The organism is Streptomyces sp. NPDC001393, from assembly GCF_053597455.1.
The window spans coordinates 76,471-94,869 of record NZ_JBSFIH010000033.1 but is presented as its reverse complement, the minus strand read 5'-3'; the positions used below and the strand labels follow the sequence as shown (position 1 = coordinate 94,869).

Sequence of the window (18,399 nt, the reverse complement as noted above, 5' to 3'; positions counted from 1 at the left end):
CCCGCGCGCGCACGATGCCGACGCACCGCCAGTCGGCCGGGACGGCGCCGGCCAGGCGCTCCCGGCGAGCGCGGGAGCGAGGGCTCGGCCGAGCCTCCGGTCCGGCGCGAGGACGGCCGAGCCCCCCGTGCCGGGTGCGGGCCTGAGGGCTCGGACACGGCCGAGCCCCGTGCCCGGCGCGGGCCCGAAGGCCCGGACACGGCCGTGCCCCCGTACCCCGTGCGGGCCCGAAGGCCCGACCGGGACGCGCCGGTCAGACGTACCGGCCCTCGAACCAGGCCCGTACGGCCACGGTGTGCAGCGGGAAGGCGAGTTCCTCGGGCCTGCGCAGCAGCCGCCAGCCCTCGGTCTCGTCCGTGGCCTCGGCCGGCGGAAGCCCCTCCACCGGGCGTTCCGGGAGGAGTCCGAACAGCAGAAGGTGCCCGTCGGGCGAGCTCATGGCGTCCACGAGCCGCACGTCCCGGGCGGCCGCGTCGATGCCGGTCTCCTCCTTGAGCTCGCGCACGACGGCCTGCTTCCAGTCCTCCCGGTCGTCGATGTAGCCGCCGGGCAGTGCCGTGCCCCCGCGGGCGGGGGCGACGGTCCGGGTGATGACGACCAGGGCCGTGCCCTTGGTGTCGTACACGGGCTGGAGCGCGATCGCGACCGGCAGCGGATTGCGGTACGCGACGGTCCCGCAGGACGGGCAGGTGCGCGGCCAGCCGGAAACGCCCTCTCCGTAGGGCGCTCCGCAACACGAACAGTGCGAGTCCGGTGCGGAGTTGGCAGTTGAGTGCTGAGTTTCGGACACGCGCGGACTGTATCCGATCAGAGGAAGGACCTCTTCCGAAGGCTGCTCAGTGGGTGCCGATGAGCGACTTCGAGGACACGGGGAAGTCGAAGTAGGTGTCCGGGTAGGGCTCGGGCTTGTACGTGTAGTGCCACCACTCCTCGGCGAGGTTCACGAATCCGAGGCTCTCCAGGGTGTTCTTGAGCAGCAGGCGGTTGGCGCGCTGTTCGCCCTGGATGCGGGGGTCGAGCGTGTGCGCGAGGGTGTCGAAGCAGTCGAATCCGGTGCCCATGTCGACGGAGTTGTCGGGGAAACGCTCGTCCTTGGGCGCGTAGCAGGGCACGAGCGGCTGCCCGGGGTGGTAGGGCCGGGTCGGCTTCGCGGGGAGCTTCACGATGGTGAGGTCCATGGTCGAGCCGCGGCTGTGGCCGGATTTCTCGGCGATATAACCGTCCGCGAACAGGCGGGTCTTGTCGACGTTCGGGTAGAACTCGCCCTTCATCGACTGGTCGTCGAGGTCCTTCGCCCAGCGGACGAAGTGGTCCACGGCCCGCTGCGGCCGGTAGCAGTCGTACACCTTGAGGGTGTAGCCCTTGCGCAGCAGGGTGAGCTGCGCCTTGTGGAGGGCTTCGGCGGCGGGGCGGGTGAGGATGCAGATCGGCTGCTCGTAGCCGTCGATGCGCTCGCCGACGAAGTTGTGCGGGGTGAAGTAGCGGATCTCCTGGAGGATCGTCGGGTCCACGGTTCTCAGGGCCACGAAGTCCTTCGGCGCCCTGGGCTCCGTCGTCGCCCCGGCGGTGGCGGGGGCGGTGGTCACGGCCAGCAGGGCGGCGAAAGCGGTGACCAGCCCGCGTACTGCACTGGTGAGTCGTGTCATGTCTCGTGCACTGCCCAATTCCGGAGGTCCGTGACACACTTCTGACGTTCCGTCAGATTACCTCGGCAGGGAGGGCGATGTCTCACACACGCACGCCTGTGGTCGACGGATGGTTCGCCGGCACAGGTGACGACTTCAGGCTCCTCGGCACCCGGTGCGCGGCATGCGCCTCGGTGTTCTTCCCCCGCGAGGACGCCCACTGCCGCAATCCCGGGTGTGACGGCGGAGATCTCGAGGAGGTGCCGCTGTCACGGCGAGGGCGCGTCTGGTCGTACACGGACAGCCGGTACCGTCCGCCGTCACCCTATGTGAGCGATCCGGAACTTCCGTGGGAGCCGTACGCGTTGATCGCTGTGGAGCTGGAGGCCGAGAGGATCGTGGTGCTGGGTCAGGCGGCTCCCGGGATCACCGTCGCCGATCTGACGGTGGGCATGGAGGTGGAGGTCGTCCCCGGAGTGCTCCACGAGGACGCGGAGACGACCTGGACGACCTGGCAGTGGCGGCCGACGGGGGTGAGGGCGTGACGACGGACGTGGCGGTGCTCGGCGCGGGCATGCACCCGTGGGGCAAATGGGGCCGGTCCTTCGTGGAGTACGGGACGGCGGCGGCCCGCGCGGCGCTCGCGGACGCCGGTGTCGACTGGCGCGAGGTCGGCTCGGTCGTGGGCGCCGGCACGGTGCGCGGCGGGTATCCCGGGTATGTGGCCGGAGCGACCTTCGCCAGGGCCCTGGGGTGGCAGGGGGCCAGGGTCGCCAGTGTGTACGCGGCGTGCGCCTCCGGGGCACAGGCCATCGCGACGGCCCGGGCACAGATACTCGCCGGGCTCGCGGACGTCGTCCTCGTGGTGGGGGCGGACGCGGCGCCCAAGGGGTTCTTCCGCCCGGCGGGCGGCGACCGGCCGGACGATCCGGACTGGCTGCGCTTCCGGGTCCTGGGCGCGACCAATCCGGCGTACTTCGGGCTGTACGCGCGGCGGCGGATGGCGGTGCACGGGGACACACCGGAGGACTTCGCGCTGGTCAAGGTGAAGAACGCCGCCATGGGCGCGCTCAACCCCTACGCCCGCTACCGCAGGCGGGTCACCTCCGAGGAGGTCGCCGCGTCCGCGGTGGTCGCCGATCCGCTGCGGCTGCTCGACATCTGCGCCACCTCCGACGGCGGGGCGGCCCTGGTGCTCTCCAGCGTGGAGTTCGCGCACCGGCACGGGGTGACCAGGCCGGTGCGGATCCGGGCGGTGTCGACGCTGACCCCGCGCTTCCCGAACACGGTGCTGGACCTGCCGGACATCGCCACGGACTCCACCGTGGCGGTGAGCGCCCCCGAGGAGACCTTCCGGGCCTCCATCGCCCGGGCCGCCTACGAGGAGGCCGGCGTCGGCCCCGGCGACCTGTCCCTGGCCGAGGTCTACGACCTGTCCACCGCGCTGGAGCTGCAGTGGTACGAGGACCTGGGGCTGTGCGGCGAGGGCGAGGGGGCGAAGCTCCTGCGGGAGGGCGCGACGGGGCCGGGCGGCCGCATACCCGTCAACGCCAGTGGCGGGCTTGCCTCGTTCGGGGAGGCGGTACCGGCCCAGGCCGTCGCCCAGGTCTGCGAGCTGACCTGGCAGCTGAGAGGTACGGCGGGCGAGAGGCAGATCGCCGGTGCGCGGGTGGGGATCTCCGCCAACCAGGGGCTTTTCGGGCACGGATCCTCGGTGGTCGCGGTGAGGTGACGGCATCGGAGACAAGCGGCGCGTGACACGTGAGGCCACAGAGGTCTTCCACGCTCTGTGATCAGCCCGGAATCCTGCGTGAACGTCTCATGAACTGCCCCTGGGCGCCCGCGGGCAGCGCCATCATCCTCACGTGCACTCCTGGACGGACACTCTCCGCTTCGCCTTCCAGCCGGTGGTCAACCTGAGGACGGGCGCGGTCACCGCACTGGAGACACTCGCCCGCCCGGAGACGGGTGACATCCTGGCCGAGGCCCGCCGGGACCCCGAACTCGACGGCAGGCTCACGGTGTTGGCGCTCCGCGCCGCCACGCAGAAGGAAACCCTGCTGCCGCTCCACCTGAACGTGTTCGCGGCCACCCTCGCCGACCTCGGCGGCCTGGCCCCGCTGCACGACGCCGTGCGCGCGGCCGGGCGCCTGCCCTGGGAGGTGACACTGGACGTGGTCCCGCCCTACACGCACGTGCCGCAACGGGCCCTGCTGGAGACGGTGGCCAGGCTGCGCGAGCAGGGCTTCCGGATCAGCGCCGACGGCATAGGGGACGGCGACGTACCACTGCGGCTGCTCACCGACCTCTGCCCCGACCTGGTCAAACTCGATGCCTCGCTGCTGTCCCGGCCGGCCGCGGTGCGGGCGATGCGGGCGCTGTGCGAGGAACTGGGGGCCCTGGTCGCGGTGGAGGGTGTGGAGACCGAGCTGCAGTTCGCGGCGGCGCTGTCGGCCGGGGCGCAGCTGGGCCAGGGCGAGTTGTTCGCGCCGCCCGCCCGGATCCCCGCCGCGGACGTATACGTTCCGCCCCGCTCCCCCGGCACCGTCGGTGTGCCCCGGTCCGGGCCGTCCGTGCGGGAGTTCGTGCGCCCGGCCGCCGTACTGCCGGTGACCGCCTCGGCCGGGCAGGTGCGGGCGCTGCTGACCGGATCGCCGGACGTCTCCGGCGTGCTGCTGGTGGACCAGGCCGGCAGGCCCGTGCGCTCGGTGCACCGCTCACGCTTCCTGCTGTCGATGTCCGGCCGCTACGGGCACGCCCTGTACGCCGACCGGCCGGCCTTCAAGCTGGGGGACGCGCCCCGTACGGTCGGCGTCGACGCCACCGCCTGGGAAGTGCTGGACGTGGTCGCGATCGGTGGCCGGGACCGGACCTCCGACGATGTCGCGGTGGTCGACCGGTACGGCCGGTGCGTGGGCGTCGTACGGCTCGCGGATCTGGTGCGGGCCCTGGCCGAGAGCCGGGTCGAGGAGGCAGCCGGGCTCAATCCGCTGACCCGGCTGCCCGGTTCGGACGCGATCACCGGCGAGGTGGACCGGTGGATCGCGGACGGCCGGACGTTCGCGCTCAGCTGGCTCGACATCGACCACTTCAAGCAGGTCAACGACGGTGCCGGTTTCGCCATGGGCGACGAGCTGATCCGGTCGGTGGGGCGAGCGCTGCAGCAGGCGGCCTCGGGGCACGCGCGCGTGGGGCACATCGGCGGGGACGACTTCCTGGTGCTGACCGAGGAGCAGGCACTCGACCCGCTGGTCGCGGCGGTGCTCGACGCGCCCTGGTCGGCGGGAGACCTGCCGGTCACCCTCTCGCTGGCGACCGTGGTGTGCGCGCCGGGGAGTGTGGGCGACCACCGCCAGGTCGCCGCCCACCTCGCTCCGCTGAAGAAGGCGGCCAAGGCACTGCGCGGCGCGAGCTGGGTGCTCGGCCGGGCCGGGCTGCCCGGCCATGAGGTCCGGCGCGCCGGGGCGGCACCGGCGCAGGCCGGGTACGCAACCGTCGAGCCGGGGCGGTGAACGTCCCTCCCTGAGAGGTCCGTTGCGTCCCGGCGGCGGTGACCTGGGCATCGACGGGGCTGCCGGCACCGTCGTCGCCGGGCCGCGGGGCGAGTCGCCGTCACCGTCGCCGTCGGCAACCTTGACGCCCCCGGGGCGCCGGTGAACACTTCCCGGTGTCAGTCGACATCGCCGTACATTCTCGGTGTTATCAGGCACAGTGCCACGGGTCTGTCCTGCTCCACGACTCGCCCCTGACCGGCGATACGGCTGCGACGGCACGCTCGTCACGGACGCCGGGCGGGGCACGGGGCTCCCTGCCTACGGCTGAAGACGCCAACGGAACGTTCCTGCACGGAGGTCCGGGGCAGACCGCCCCCACGGCGCCAAGGGAGCCGCCATGAGCAACGGAGACATCTTCGTCGGCGAAGTCATCGGCACCGCGATCCTGATCCTCTTCGGTGCCGGTGTCTGCGCCGCCGTCACCCTCAGACACTCCAAGGCGCGGGCCTCGGGCTGGGTCGTCATCGCGTTCGGCTGGGGCTTCGGCGTCCTGGCGGGCGCGTACACCGCCGCTCCGCTCTCCGGCGGCCAGCTCAACCCCGCGGTCACCATCGGCATCGCCATCGACACCGGCAAGTGGGGCAAGGTCTGGGTGTATCTGCTGGGCCAGCTCGTCGGCGCGATGCTCGGGGCCGTACTGGCCTATCTCGTGTACCTCGCCCAGTTCCAGGCCAACGTCCGCAGGGAGGGCACAACGGAGGGCACGGCCGACGAACCGGTGCCGACGCTCGGGATCTTCTCGACCATCCCGGAGATCCGGAACCCGGTGGCCAACCTCGTCACCGAGATCATCGCGACCGTCGCGCTCGTGCTGCCGATCCTTGCCTTCGGGCTGACGAAGGGACTCGGCGAGTCCGGCACCACCGTGCTGATCGTCTCCCTGCTCGTCGTCGGCATCGGGCTCTCCCTCGGCGGCCCCACGGGTTACGCCATCAACCCGGCCCGCGACCTCGGCCCGCGCATCGTGCACACCTTCCTGCCGATCCCCAACAAGGGCACCTCCGACTGGCGTTACGCATGGATCCCGGTCGTCGGGCCCCTGATCGGCGGGGCGCTCGCCGGGGCCCTCTACCACGCGGCCTTCTGACCGCCCATGTCCCGGGCCTCGCCGACCCCGCGACCACCCTCCCCCACCCCCGCACGCGCCCCTGTGACCAGCGAACCGACCCAGCGATCCAGAGGACTGCCATGACGGACACCGCCGACACCTACGTCGCCGCCATCGACCAGGGCACCACGTCCAGCCGCTGCATCGTCTTCGACCACAGCGGCGCCACCGTCGCCGTGGACCAGCGCGAGCACCGCCAGATCTTCCCGAAGCCGGGCTGGGTGGAGCACGACGCGACCGAGATCTGGTCCAAGGTGCAGGCCGTGGTGGCCGGGGCGCTCGCCAAGGCCGGGCTGCGCGCCGACCAGCTGAGCGCGCTCGGCATCACCAACCAGCGTGAGACGACCGTCCTGTGGGACCGGGCCACGGGCAAGCCGGTGCACAACGCGATCGTCTGGCAGGACACCCGTACCGCGGCCCTGTGCAACGAACTGGGCGGCAGGGACGGCCAGGACCGCTTCCGCGAGCAGACCGGGCTGCCGCTGGCCAGCTACTTCTCCGGCCCCAAGGCGGCCTGGCTGCTGGACCATGTGCCCGGACTGCGGGAGCGGGCCGAACGCGGCGAGATCGCCTTCGGGACCATCGACTCCTGGCTGATCTGGAACCTCACCGGCGGCACCGAGGGCGGCCGGCACGTCACCGACGTCACGAACGCCGGCCGCACCATGCTGATGAACCTCGAGACGCTCCAGTGGGATCCCTCCATCCTGTCCGCCATGAACGTGCCCGAGGCGGTGCTGCCCGAGATCAGGTCCTCCGCCGAGGTGTACGGCACGGCCGTCGGACAGCTCGCCGGTGTGCCCGTCGCCTCGGCGCTGGGCGACCAGCAGGCCGCCGTCTTCGGGCAGGCGTGCTACGACGTGGGCACCGCCAAGAACACCTACGGCACCGGCAGCTTCCTGCTGCTGAACACCGGGAACCGGCCGGTGCCGTCCAAGAACGGGCTGCTGACGACGATGGGCTACAAGATCGGCGGGGAGGCGCCGGTGTACTGCCTGGAGGGCTCCATAGCGATAACGGGCGCGCTGGTCCAGTGGTTCCGCGACCAGCTCGGGATCATCCGCACCGCCGATGAGATCGAGACACTGGCGGCGAGCGTCGAGGACAACGGCGGCGCCTACATCGTGCCCGCGTTCTCGGGCCTGTTCGCGCCCTACTGGCGCTCCGACGCGCGCGGCGTCGTCACCGGCCTCACCCGGTACGTCACCAAGGCCCATCTCGCACGCGCGGTGCTGGAGGCGACGAGCTGGCAGACCCGGGAGGTCGTGGACGCCATGTACCAGGACTCCGGGGTGCGGATCACGACCCTGAAGGTGGACGGCGGCATGACGAAGAACAACCTGCTCATGCAGCACCAGGCGGACGTCCTCGGCGTCCCGGTGATCCGGCCCCGGGTGTCGGAGACGACCTGCCTGGGCGCCGCCTACGCGGCCGGCCTGGCGACGGGCGTATGGCACGACCTTGACGAACTCAAGTCGCACTGGCAGCGGGACGCGGAGTGGACACCGGCGATGGAGCCGTCGGTGCGCGACCGCGAGTACCGCAACTGGCGCAAGGCCGTGGAGAGGAGCTTCGGCTGGCTGGAGGAGGGCGAGGAGGAGCACGGCGCGTAGGGGTGCCCGGCACGCGCGCGTGAGGGCTCCTCACGGACCACGGCCCGTACCCCGGTCGGCGGGGGTACGGGCCGTGCCCGCGGGTCAGCCGAGGGCGGCCTGCCGGCGGTCGGCCGCGTACTCCATCGCATGCCGGACGACTCCGATGAGTACCTCCTTGACCGATTCCCGCTCCCGCGCGTCACAGAGCAGCACGGGCACGCCGTCGTCCAGGTCGAGGGCCTGCCGGACCGCATCGACGGGGTAACGGGCCGCTCCCTCGAAGCAGTTGACGCCGACGAGGAAGGGGATGGCACGCCGTTCGAAGTAGTCGACAGCGGCGAAGCAGTCCTCCAGGCGCCGTGTGTCGGCCAGCACGACAGCGCCGAGCGCGCCCTCGGACAGCTCGTCCCACATGAACCAGAACCGTTCCTGCCCAGGCGTGCCGAAGAGGTACAGCACGAGGTCCTCGCGCAGGGTGATACGGCCGAAGTCCATGGCCACGGTGGTGGTGTGCTTGCCCTCCACGCCACTGGTGTCGTCGACCGGGCGGCCGGCCTCGGTGAGCAGTTCCTCGGTGCGCAGCGGCCTGATCTCGCTGACGGCGCCGACGAGGGTCGTCTTGCCCACGCCGAAGCCGCCGGCCACCAGGATCTTGAGCGTGACGGGCTCGACCGGGGGCTTGCCGCGCTCAGTACGCCCGAGGATCATCGGTTTCCTTCTCCTGCTGGATGGGTGGGGCGACTCGATGGGGTGGAGCGACCCGACGGGGCAGGGCGAGTCGCCGGGGCGATGGTTCCCGCGCCGGTCACAGCGCCCGGAGGCCGTTGATGACGTCGCGCAGAATGCTCTCGTCCGGCAGCTCGGCCGGTGGCACCGGGCGCGTGACATGGACGAGTTCCGCGTGCACCAGGTCGCCGATGAGGACCCGCACCACGCCGATCGGCAGGTCGAGTCCGGCGGCGAGCTCGGCGACCGACTGCGGTCCGCCGCGGCAGAGCCCGACGATCTCCACGTGCTCGGGCGACAGCGCCGGATCCGTTTCCGGGTCGCCCCCGCCGGGTTCCGTGGCGACCACCGCGATCAGATCGAGGCGGTGCTGGGCGGGACTCGTGGTGCGGCCGCGTGTCATGGCGTACGGACGGACGACCGGTCCGGCCTCGTCGTCGAACCAGTGGCTTCTTCCCTGACCGTCTGCGCTCATGTCATCCCACTACCCGCCTGCGGGCAGATCGGTGCGCGGGGCGGTGCCCAGATGTGCGCCGACCCGCTTGACCAGGAGCGTCATCTCGTAGGCGATCTGTCCGACGTCGGAGTCGGCGTCGGACAGGACGGCGAGGCAGCTGCCGTCCCCGGCGGCGGTGACGAACAGGAAGGCGTCGTCCAGCTCGACCACCGTCTGCCGGACCCCGCCCGCGTCGAAGTGGCGCCCGACGCCCTTGGCCAGGCTGTGGAATCCGGATGCGACGGCGGCCAGATGCTCGCTGTCCTCCCGGGTCAGGTCCGTGGAAACCCCCGTCGGGAGCCCGTCGCCGGACAGGATGACGGCCTTGCGGATGCTGGCGACCCGGTCGATCAGGTCGTCCAGGAGCCAGTTCAGCTGTCCCTTGTCGGTCGCCGTGTGGCCGGTCGCCTTCGGTGCGGTCATCGACCGTCCCCCTTAGTCGTTCCTTGTGCTGTGCCGTTGTGGTCTGCGTCGCCCCCGGCGTTCTCCTCCCGGCCGCGCTGCCAGCCGCGCTGCAGCGAGGCCATCCGGCTGCGGACCTCCTCGGCATCGCGGTCGGCGGGCTGCGCCGCGCGCCCGGCACGCCGTGCGGTGTCCTGCTTGAGCTGGGGGGCGAGGCTGGCCTGACGTGTGCGCCGGGGCAGGGGCCCGGTGGCGGGCTCGTCGCCCGAGGCGCCGGCCGGCTGTGCGGCGGTGTGTCCGCCGGTGCCGCTGGTGGCGGCGGTGTCGCCGGGGCGGGATTCCCCGCCGGTGCGCTCGACCGGGCCGGCGCCGGACCGGCCCGTGGTGCCCGGGCCGCCGCCGACGGCGGGCTCCGGGGGCCGGGTGCGCCGGGGCAGGGCGGCGGGGACCTGGGGCGTGGTGCCGGCGGCGTCGACGGACGGCTCGGACGGCCGGGTACGTCGGGGCAGGGCGGGCACACGGGGTGGCGTACCGGTGCCGTCGGCGGGGGCCGCGTCGCGTTGCTGGGCCAGGTCCGTGCGTTCGGCGCGGGCCTCGTCCGGTTCCTGGACCAGACCGGTACCTTCGGCCGACCCCGCGTCGCGTGCCTGGACCCGGTCCGCCCGTTCCGTGAGTTCGGCGGGGCGCCGGGAGGTGGTGGTACGTCGGCGGGAGGGCAGCGGGGCCGGTGCGCCTGAGTCGGGACGGCGGGAGGCGGCCGGGGGCTGCTCGTCCGGTTCGTCGCGGCGGGGGCCCTGGTCGGTGACGGGCCTGCCGTGCGAGCTGACCAGTTTGGGGGTCTGCCGGCGCGGCAGCGGTATGGGTCCGCGGTCGCCTTCCTCATCGCGTGCCCTGCGGTCGCCGGACTCATCGCGCGCCCTGCGCTCGGCGACATCTTCGCGCGCCGCGTGGTCGGCCGAGGGCAGCGGTGCCTCGTCGTCGGTTCGGGTGCGGGAGCGATGGGGCAGGAACAGTCCGTCGCGCTCGCTGTCCTCGTCCCCCAGGACGCCGGGGAAGTCGTCGATGGCGTCGAGATCCACCGGCGCCTCCAGCTCGACCGGGCCGTCCAGCAGTGAGGTCGGCAGGCCGGACAGCTGGGCCGGCGCCGCGGACCGTCCGATGCCGCGGTTCGCCTGCCCCAGCCCCTTCGCCGGACGGTCCCGGTCGAGGCGGAAGCCGAGGCCGTTGGTGTCCGGCACCTCGTCGCTCAGCAGCGCGTCGGGGATGAAGACGACCGCGGTGGTGCCGCCGTAGGGCGACGGCTGGAGCGAGACCCGGACGTTCTGGCGCTGGGCGAGGCGGCTGACCACGAACAGGCCGAGCCGGTCGGTGTCGGACAGTTCGAACTCGGGGGTCTCGGCGAGGCGCAGGTTGGCGTCGAGCAGCGCCTCGGCCGTCATGCCGAGACCCCGGTCGTGGATCTCCAGCGTGAAGCCGTTGGCCACCCGCTCGCCCACGACCTGGACGGCGGTGTGCGGAGGCGAGAAGACCGTGGCGTTCTCCAGGAGTTCGGCCGCCAGATGGGTGAGGTCGGCTACGGCCGGGCCGGTGACGGCGACCCGTGGCAGCCGCCGTACCTCGATGCGTTCGTAGTCCTCGACCTCGGCGACGGCCGCGCGGACGACATCCATCAGCTGCACCGGGCGGCGCCACTGCCGGGAGGGCGCGGCGCCGGAGAGGATCACCAGGCCCTCGGCGTGCCGGCGCATACGGGTGGTGAGATGGTCCAGGCGGAAGAGGTCGGCGAGTTCGTCGGTGTCCTCGGTGCGGCGTTCCATGGTGTCGAGGAGCGTGAGCTGCTTGTGCAGCAGCACCTGGCTGCGGCGGGCGAGGTTGACGAAGACCTCGGAGACGCCGGACCGCAGTTCGGCCTGTTTGACGGCGGCCTCGACGGCGGCCCGCTGGAGTGTGTTGAGCGCCTGGCCGACCTCGCCGATCTCGTTCTTGTCGTACTCCAGGCGCGGCGCCTCGGTCTCGACGTCGATCTGCTCACCGGCGGACAGGCGGCGCATCACGCTGGGCAGCCGGACGCCGGAGGCCTCGTGCGCCTCCAGGCGCAGCTGCCGCAGGTCACGGACGAGCCTGCGGCCGACGCGCACGGACAGCACGACGGAGAGGAGGAGGGCGACCAGGCCGAGGACGCCCGCCACGGCCGCCTGGACGATCACGCCGACGGCCACCGGCCGCATGCGGTGCTGCAACCGGTCGCCGGCCTGGTCGTCGAGGGTGCCGAGTCCGTCGAGGACGCTCGCAGCGGCGGAGTCCCAGCTCTGGGCGCTGACGCCGCGCGGGGTTCCGGAATCCGTGCTCGTGACGGACTGTTCGGCTGCGCGCAGCGGGGCCGTGGTGGCGTTCTTCCAGAACTGCTCGTACCGGTCGCGATCCCGGGCCGGGAGCAGCGGCAGGCTGATGTCGTAGAGCAGGTTGCGCTGGGCGACGAGGGCGGATATCTCGCGGGTTTCGTCGCGGGAGAGGGTGCCCACCACCAGGGAGGAGCCGAGCAGCGCGTCCTCGCGGGAGAGGAGTTCGCGGGCTCGGGTGAGGTTGACGAGGGCTCGGGCCTGCTCGTCCATCTCCACGCTGTCGGCCCCGTCGAGGGAGGCCAGCAGGGTGAGGCAGGGGTCGATGAGGTCGTTGTAGCGGTCGAGGGCCTGGGCGCGGCGGACGGTGCGCGCCTCGACGCTGCGGCGCAGGGAGTCGAGGCCGCCGAAGGCGTCCAGGACCGTGGTGAGAAGCTCGTTCTCATGCCCGTCCATGCCGTCGACGACGTCCTGCTCGCCGGCGTTCTTCCGGATCTTGGCGATCGCGCGGTCGGTGGCGGTGCGGGTGCGCTGCAGCGCGGACAGGGCGTCGGCGGCCCTCGGGTCGGCGAGGTAGACGAGGGTCTCGCGGCGCTCCTGCTGGAGCACCCGGACGGTGTCCTCGGCGGGGTAGCCGATGCCCTCCTTGACGTCCGACACATGGAACAGCCGGGCGACTTCGCGCCCTGTGAGTACCGTTGCGAAGCCCCAGATGGCGGTCAGGGACACCAGCGGCACGAGAAGCAGCGCCACGATCTTCCGGCGGATCGACTTCCCGCGAAAGCGCATGGCCTCCCCCAGCTCGACCCCCGACCGGGGGTGCACATGTCCGTCAACAAACGGCGCGAGCCTACTACCGCCGCACAGTTAACTCGAAGACTTGTCCGGAGGGTGAACTTCCGCTCCGGGGGCGAGACATGGCGAGTTGTCCGGGCATTGCGGGAGATTGCCACCGCGATCCTTCCTCCGCGCCCGGCCGGGACGGTGATGCGGTGACCGGTCGGTTGGCTGGATTTTTTCCCCGGTCGGGAATCATCGGGCGCCGTTATTCGTCCTTCCCTATGGGAAATGGGTGCGGAATGGGCCACAGGTGCCGCATCCCGCACCCGGGCGGCGTAAATGAGCGCAAGCCGGGCACCCACTGGGGAGTCGGAGTCTTGTGACGCCGGGGTGAGCGGTCGCCCCGGCGGTGGGGAGGGACGCGGTGACGGACACGGCGGAGTGGCGCGAAGCGCCCGAGGAGAGCGTGGCGGGGCGCTCTGCGGTGCGGCGGGTTCCGCAGGCGCCGGATCGCGACATTCCGGTGCGGGGGCGCGCGGGTGCGTCCGCCGGCGAACAGCGCCAGGGTTACCGGCCGTTGTGGGTGGAGGAGCCGGCCCGCCGGCATCCCCTGCCGGATCCGGTGCGTACGGCGGCGGTGCGGGCCGTTCTGATCGTCGCGGTGACGCTGATCCAGGCGATGGTGGCCTTTCTGTGCACGATGGCGGGGTCCTGGCTGGCGTTCCCCATGGTGATCAGCAGTGTGGCGAGCACCCTGGTGGCCACCTGGGCGGTGGCCGACGTATGGGTGACCCGTCAGGTGTGGAACCAGCGCTACGGCGTCGTCTCCGAGCCGAGCAGTACGGCCCGGTCGCTGCGCCGCGAGCGCCGAGCCCGCCGGCGTCAGGAGCGGGCAGCCCTGCGGGAGCAGGAGCGGATACGCCGGCGGGGCGGCGCCGGGCAGTTGTCGCACTCCTGAGGCAGCCGAGTCCGACGACGCCTTCGCCGCCCTCGAACCGGAGCGGTTCAGGGGGTTGCAGAGGCCGGGCGTTTGAACATGCGCGTCGCCGTGATCTCGCTGTGCACCGCCTCTCCGGCCTGGGGCTGCTGGGGCAACCCGGGCCGGAGGTGCTCCTCCACGCTGATGTACTTCAGGCCCGCCCTGAGGTCGGCGTCGTTGCGCAGGCGGATGACCAGCGGGAACTCGGCGAGGGCGGTCGTGTCGAACAGACCGGTGGTGTACAGCAGCTGCACACCGAGCGCGTCCGACACGGCCCGCTGCAGCTCCAGCAGATAGGTGGCGTTGGCACGGCCGATCGGGTTGTCCAGGAACAGGGTGCCGGCGTGCCGGTGCTTGTCCCGGCCCCGGTCGTTCGAGCGCAGGGCGGCCATCGTGCAGTACAGGGCGATCGCGGCGGTGAGCAGCTGGCCGCCGGAGAAGACGTCGCCCATCTGGCCCACGGGGACACGCTCGGCGCGCAGTACGGCGTCGGGCTTGAGGATCTCCACGGCCACGCCCTTGGGCTGCAGCGCGGCCGCGACTCCGCGCAGCAGCAGGGACATGCCGTCCCGGCGCAGGTCGGAGTTCTTCTTCACGGCCGCGCGGGTGGCGTCGTCGATGACCTCGCCGAGGCGCTCGGTGAGTGTGGCCTGGTCGGGCTCCTCGAAGCGGATGCGCAGGAACTCCTGGCCGGACCACTCGCCCAGTCCCTCGGGCAGCCGCGACAGCCGCTGCGCGGACCGCAGGGTCGCGAGGGCGGACTCGACCAGGCCCCGCAGCCGGTCCACGATCGAGTCGCGGTTGCGCTCCAGCTGGGCCAGCTCGTCGGTCAGGACGCGCAGGCGGGGCGCGAACGCGTCCGCCCACTTCTGCGCGTGCTCCGGCAGCGCGGATGCGGGCAGTTCGCGGATCTGCTGCCGGGCGGGGGTGCGGACCTGCTCGTAGCGCGTGGAGTTGGCGTGCCGGACCAGGACATCGCTCGCCTCGCGCACGGCCGCCTCGGCGGCGGACAGGTCGGCGGCGCAGCCCCGCAGCGAGCGGCGGGCCTCGGCCGCGGAGTGCCGGGCCTCCTCCAGGCTGCCGGGGTACGGCTCCGGCTCCTCCTGCTCCTCCTCGGGGGTGTGTTCGCGCAGCAGGTCGCGGAGCATCGCGGCGATCTCGTCGAAGCCGCCGGCCGCGTCCTCGGCGGCCCGGTGGGCCTCCAGCAGCTCGGCGTGCGCCTCGCGGGCCTCGGCCAGTGCCTCGGTGCGGGCGGCGAGCTCGCCCGTCGCGGTGCGCAGCAGCGCCTGGGCGTGCTCGGCGTCCCGCGGGAGGAGTTCCTCGGGCAGCTCGGTGTGTGCCTCGCCGTTCTCCGGGGCGTGCCGTTCGGCCTCGCCGCGCAGCCGGCCGAGCTGCTCGCTCGCGCTGGACATGCGGGTCTCCAGGAGCTGCACCAGCTCCTCCGCGCGGGCGGCGGCGGCCTGCCGGGAGGGACCGTCGGAGCCGTCGGGCGACTGCAGCAGTTGTTCGGCGCGGGTGCGGACCTTGTTGCTGAGCCGGTCGAGTTCGGCGCGGGCGGCGCTCTCGTCGCTCTCCGCGCGGGCCTGCTCGGCGCGCAGGTCGGCGCCGACGCCGACCTTCTCGTACACCTGGGAGGCGGCCCGGTAGGCCTCGCGGAGGGCGGGCAGGGCCGCCTGGGGGGCGTCGGCGTCCTCGACCGGTACGTCGTCGGGGGCGCCGGCGATCTCGGAGCGCTCGGCGCGCAGGGCACGTGCGGTACGGCGGGCGTCGTCGGCGGCGCGCTGGGCGGCGCGGCGGTCCTCGTCGGCGGCGCGGGCGCGCTCCAGGCAGGCCTGGGCGCGAGCCTCGGACTCGGCGGCCTCGTCGGCGAGTTCGCGCAGCCGGGCCTGCCAGCCGGCGCGCTCGCGCAGCCGGTAGGCGAGCCCGGCGAGGGCGTCGGCGGCGCGGCGGGCCTTCTGCGCGGCTTCCTGCCGCTCGTCGCGGACCTGCGCGGTCTCGGCGGCAGCCTCGTCGGCCTCCGCGCGCACCGTGCGGGCCTCGGCCAGCTCGGCCTCGGTCTCCTCGGCGAACGCGCGGGCCTCCTGGGCGGTCTCGCCCAGTTCGGTGAGGCGTCCGGCGGGGCAGCCGGTGCGCCAGGAGGCGAGCCGGGCGGCCAGTTCACGGTCCTTGCCGAGGCGCGCGGCGAGCGTGCGGATCTCCTCGTCGCGCTCGGTGGCCCGCGCGCGCAGGGCCTGCCGTTCCTCGTCGGCGGCGTGCTCGTCGTGCATGGCCGGGTTCGGCGGCACGAGGAAGACGTCCCCCGCGGCGGCGCTGTCGTCGGGCGGCGGGGCGAGCAGGGCGGCGGCCGTGCCGACGGCGACGGCGGAGCGGGGCAGCAGGGCGGCGTCGCCGAGCGCCTCGCGGGCCCGCGCGTGCGTGTCCGGGTCGGTGATGATCACGCCGTCGACCAGCTCCGGGCGGGCGGCGAGCACGCGCGCGTGGTCCGCGGGGTCGACCGCCTGGGCGAGATAGCGCCAGCCGGGCAGCGCCGGGATGCCGTGCTCGCCGAGGAACTCCACCGTGGCCAGGACGTCCGGGCCCGGCGGAAGCAGTCCGCCGTCACCGAGCGCGCCGAGGATCCGGGAGTCGTCGGCGGCGGCGGTGCGCAGCTCGAAGAGGTGCCGTTCGGCGGCCGAGACGGCGTCGTCCAGGAGCTCGCGCAACTCGTCGGCGAAGCGGTCGAGTTCCTCGGGGGTGAGGGGGCTCTCGGCGGGCGGGCGGCCGAGGCCGTGCGCGTGCGGTCCCGTGGGCTCCGCGGCGCCGTCACGCCCGCGCCCGGTGCCGTCCGGTCCCTGGTCGGCCCACGCCTCGGCGGTGGCAGCGGCGCGCCCGCCGCCCCGGGTGCCCATCGCGTCATCGGCCCCGGACCGGGGGCCGGGCACTCCTGGCTGTTCGGCCGCGGGCGCCCCCGGCAGGCTGAGCAGTTCGGCGAGCCGCTCCTCGGCGGCCAGGGACTCGGCGAGGCGCCGCTCGACCTCGTAGGACCGCTCGGCCGCCGTCGCGGCGTCCGCCGCGCGGGCCGCGGTCAGCTCGGCGCGGGACTCGGCGGCGGCGGCCTCCCGCGCGTGCTCGGCGGCCTTGCGGGCGGCCTCGCGGGCCGCGTCCCAGGCGGCGACGGCGGTCTTCTCGGCGTCGCTGGCGGCGAGGGCGGCCCGCGCCGGGTCGGCGTCCGGGGCGGTGTCGTCGAGCCAGCCGGCCCGGACCGCCTCGGTGGTCTCCTGCTCGACCTCGGTGAGGCGCTGGCGCAGATGCCCGGCCTCGCTGCGGGCGCGCTGTGCCTCGGTCGCGGCGGTGGTGGAGTCGCGGTAGGCGGAGTCGCCCACCTCCTGGAGGGCGGCGGAGCGCTCCTCCTCCTCGTTGGCGAGGGCCTCGGCGCTCTCGGCGGCCGCGTGCAGGGCCCGTACCAGGTCCACGGCGGCCTTGGCACGCGCGGCGAGGGCGGGCGCGGCGTCCCGCTCGGCCTCCTGAATGGCGGCGGAAACGCGCGCGACGCGGTCGGCGGCGGCGCGGTGGCGCAGCACGGCCTCCGCGGCCTGCCAGGCGGAGTGCAGGGTGCGGGCGTCGGCCAGCTCGCGCTTCTGCGCGGCGGCGGACTTCTCGGCGGCGGCGAGCGCCAGCGAGGCGTGCCGGTAGGCGAGTTCGGCGGCGATCAGGGCGCTGCGCTCGCGGGCGCCCTCGGAGTGGGTGACGGCGTAGGCGGCGGCCGTGACCCGCTGGGCGAGGTCGGCGGCGCGCACCCGCTCCTGCACGGCCCGCGCGGACAGCCGCCGGGCGAGGGTGCGGGTGCGGCGCTCGGCGCCGGCGTGGACGTCACGCGCGCGTGAGCGCGCCTCGGCGGCCTCGACGATCCGTCCGAGCAGGTCGACCGACCCGGCGGTGAAGTCGCGTTCGGCGATCAGCTCGGCGCGCCGGCCGAGCTTGTTGCCGAAGCCGCTGACGAGGTCGGCGAGGCCGTCGGTGTCGCGGGTGTCGGTGACGGCGCGCAGCAGCAGGTCGGTGAAGTCGGAGTCCTTCTTGACCGCGAAGAGGCCGGCCGCCTCGCCCTCGTCGGCGTTCATCTCCCGCTGGTAGCGGAAGAGTTCGGGGTCGAGGCCGAGGTCTCCGAGGTGATCGATCCAGCGGTCGTGGATCTCCTCCCAGTGCACCTCCAGGTGCGGGTAGGCCTTGCCGGCCTCCGTCAGGGCGTCGCGGAAGCCCTTCATGGTGCGGCGGCGGCCCTGGGCGCCCGAGGCGCCCTCGGTGGGCGGCCGTACGGCGGTGGACTCGGCCACGGGCAGGTTGTCCAGGCTCAGTCCGGGGCCGGGGCGGAAGGAGTACCAGGCCTCGGCGAACTTGCGCGGGTCGCTGGACACCTGCCGTCCGCGCCACTCGCTCACCTTGCCGACGACGACGCACTCGCCGGTCTGCACGTGCTGCCACTCCAGTGCCACGTGTCCGCAGTCGTCGGCGAGCAGGAACTTGCGCAGCACACCGGAGCTGGCGCCGCCGAGGGTGTTGCGGTGGCCCGGCAGCATCACGGAGAAGATCAGCTTGAGCAGGACGGACTTGCCGCCGCCGTTCTCCAGGAAGAGCACGCCCGCGGGCGCGGGCCGGCGCGGCGGGCCGGACGGCTCCTCCTCGAAGAACTCCGCCTGCGTGGGCGCCGGGTCGGGCACGGGCTCGCCGACACCCCGCAGGTCAAGCACGGTGTCGGCGTAGCGCGCACCGGCGGGACCGATGGAGTAGAGGCGGACCCGGGACAGCTCGTACATGGCGG

Annotated in this window: 13 protein-coding genes; 6 read left to right on the top strand and 7 right to left on the bottom strand. The window is 73.4% G+C overall.

Annotation, left to right across the window (positions count from 1 at the left end; translation table 11 throughout):
- Positions 1 to 253 precede the first annotated feature (253 nt).
- Both ACWC2T_RS29835 and ACWC2T_RS29830 read right to left on the bottom strand, forming a co-directional pair.
- A complete protein-coding gene (locus tag ACWC2T_RS29835) occupies positions 254 to 790 on the bottom strand; it encodes an NUDIX domain-containing protein (protein WP_450673447.1) in 537 nt (178 codons plus the stop codon).
- 46 nt (positions 791 to 836) lie between these two features.
- Positions 837 to 1,646: a M15 family metallopeptidase gene (locus ACWC2T_RS29830; RefSeq protein WP_450673446.1), complete on the bottom strand. Its 810-nt coding sequence runs from the start codon at positions 1,644 to 1,646 to the stop codon at positions 837 to 839.
- 98 nt (positions 1,647 to 1,744) lie between these two features.
- On the opposite strand from ACWC2T_RS29830, the gene ACWC2T_RS29825 reads away from it, so the two are divergent.
- From ACWC2T_RS29825 to glpK, 5 genes are all read left to right on the top strand, one after another.
- On the top strand, positions 1,745 to 2,170 hold the full coding sequence (locus tag ACWC2T_RS29825) for a Zn-ribbon domain-containing OB-fold protein (protein ID WP_450673450.1): 426 nt from the start codon (positions 1,745 to 1,747) through the stop codon (positions 2,168 to 2,170).
- Positions 2,167 to 3,357, top strand: coding sequence for a lipid-transfer protein (locus tag ACWC2T_RS29820; protein ID WP_450673445.1), 1,191 nt, complete (start codon positions 2,167 to 2,169; stop codon positions 3,355 to 3,357). The genes ACWC2T_RS29825 and ACWC2T_RS29820 overlap by 4 nt, the downstream gene beginning before the upstream one ends.
- 133 nt (positions 3,358 to 3,490) lie before the next feature.
- Positions 3,491 to 5,137, top strand: coding sequence for an EAL domain-containing protein (locus ACWC2T_RS29815; RefSeq protein ID WP_450673444.1), 1,647 nt, complete (start codon positions 3,491 to 3,493; stop codon positions 5,135 to 5,137).
- A gap of 379 nt (positions 5,138 to 5,516) precedes the next feature.
- The gene (locus ACWC2T_RS29810; protein ID WP_450673443.1) at positions 5,517 to 6,266 is read left to right on the top strand and encodes an MIP/aquaporin family protein; all 750 of its coding nucleotides are present in this window, start codon (positions 5,517 to 5,519) and stop codon (positions 6,264 to 6,266) included.
- A gap of 101 nt (positions 6,267 to 6,367) precedes the next feature.
- Entirely contained in the window at positions 6,368 to 7,900 is a 1,533-nt protein-coding gene (gene glpK / locus ACWC2T_RS29805; protein WP_450673442.1) for a glycerol kinase GlpK, read from the top strand.
- Positions 7,901 to 7,984: 84 nt separating this feature from the next.
- Here the strand turns inward: glpK and ACWC2T_RS29800 are convergent, their stop codons facing one another.
- The 4 genes from ACWC2T_RS29800 to ACWC2T_RS29785 all read right to left on the bottom strand — a co-directional run bounded on the left by ACWC2T_RS29800 (position 7,985) and on the right by ACWC2T_RS29785 (position 12,634).
- Complete coding sequence (locus ACWC2T_RS29800; RefSeq protein ID WP_450673441.1) at positions 7,985 to 8,590, bottom strand: GTP-binding protein; 606 nt, start codon at positions 8,588 to 8,590, stop codon at positions 7,985 to 7,987.
- 97 nt (positions 8,591 to 8,687) lie between these two features.
- A complete protein-coding gene (locus ACWC2T_RS29795) occupies positions 8,688 to 9,083 on the bottom strand; it encodes a DUF742 domain-containing protein (protein ID WP_450673440.1) in 396 nt (131 codons plus the stop codon).
- Between the two features lie 9 nt (positions 9,084 to 9,092).
- A complete protein-coding gene (locus ACWC2T_RS29790) occupies positions 9,093 to 9,527 on the bottom strand; it encodes a roadblock/LC7 domain-containing protein (RefSeq protein ID WP_450673439.1) in 435 nt (144 codons plus the stop codon).
- Entirely contained in the window at positions 9,524 to 12,634 is a 3,111-nt protein-coding gene (locus ACWC2T_RS29785; protein WP_450673438.1) for a nitrate- and nitrite sensing domain-containing protein, read from the bottom strand. The genes ACWC2T_RS29790 and ACWC2T_RS29785 overlap by 4 nt, the downstream gene beginning before the upstream one ends.
- Positions 12,635 to 13,049: 415 nt before the next feature.
- Here ACWC2T_RS29785 and ACWC2T_RS29780 point away from each other — a divergent pair, with 415 nt between their 5' ends.
- Complete coding sequence (locus ACWC2T_RS29780) at positions 13,050 to 13,583, top strand: hypothetical protein (RefSeq protein ID WP_450673437.1); 534 nt, start codon at positions 13,050 to 13,052, stop codon at positions 13,581 to 13,583.
- A gap of 47 nt (positions 13,584 to 13,630) precedes the next feature.
- Here the strand turns inward: ACWC2T_RS29780 and ACWC2T_RS29775 are convergent, their stop codons facing one another.
- Positions 13,631 to 18,394 carry a hypothetical protein gene (locus tag ACWC2T_RS29775; RefSeq protein ID WP_450673436.1) on the bottom strand — a complete coding sequence of 1,588 codons (4,764 nt, stop codon included), beginning with the start codon at positions 18,392 to 18,394 and terminating at the stop codon, positions 13,631 to 13,633.
- Positions 18,395 to 18,399: the final 5 nt, after the last annotated feature.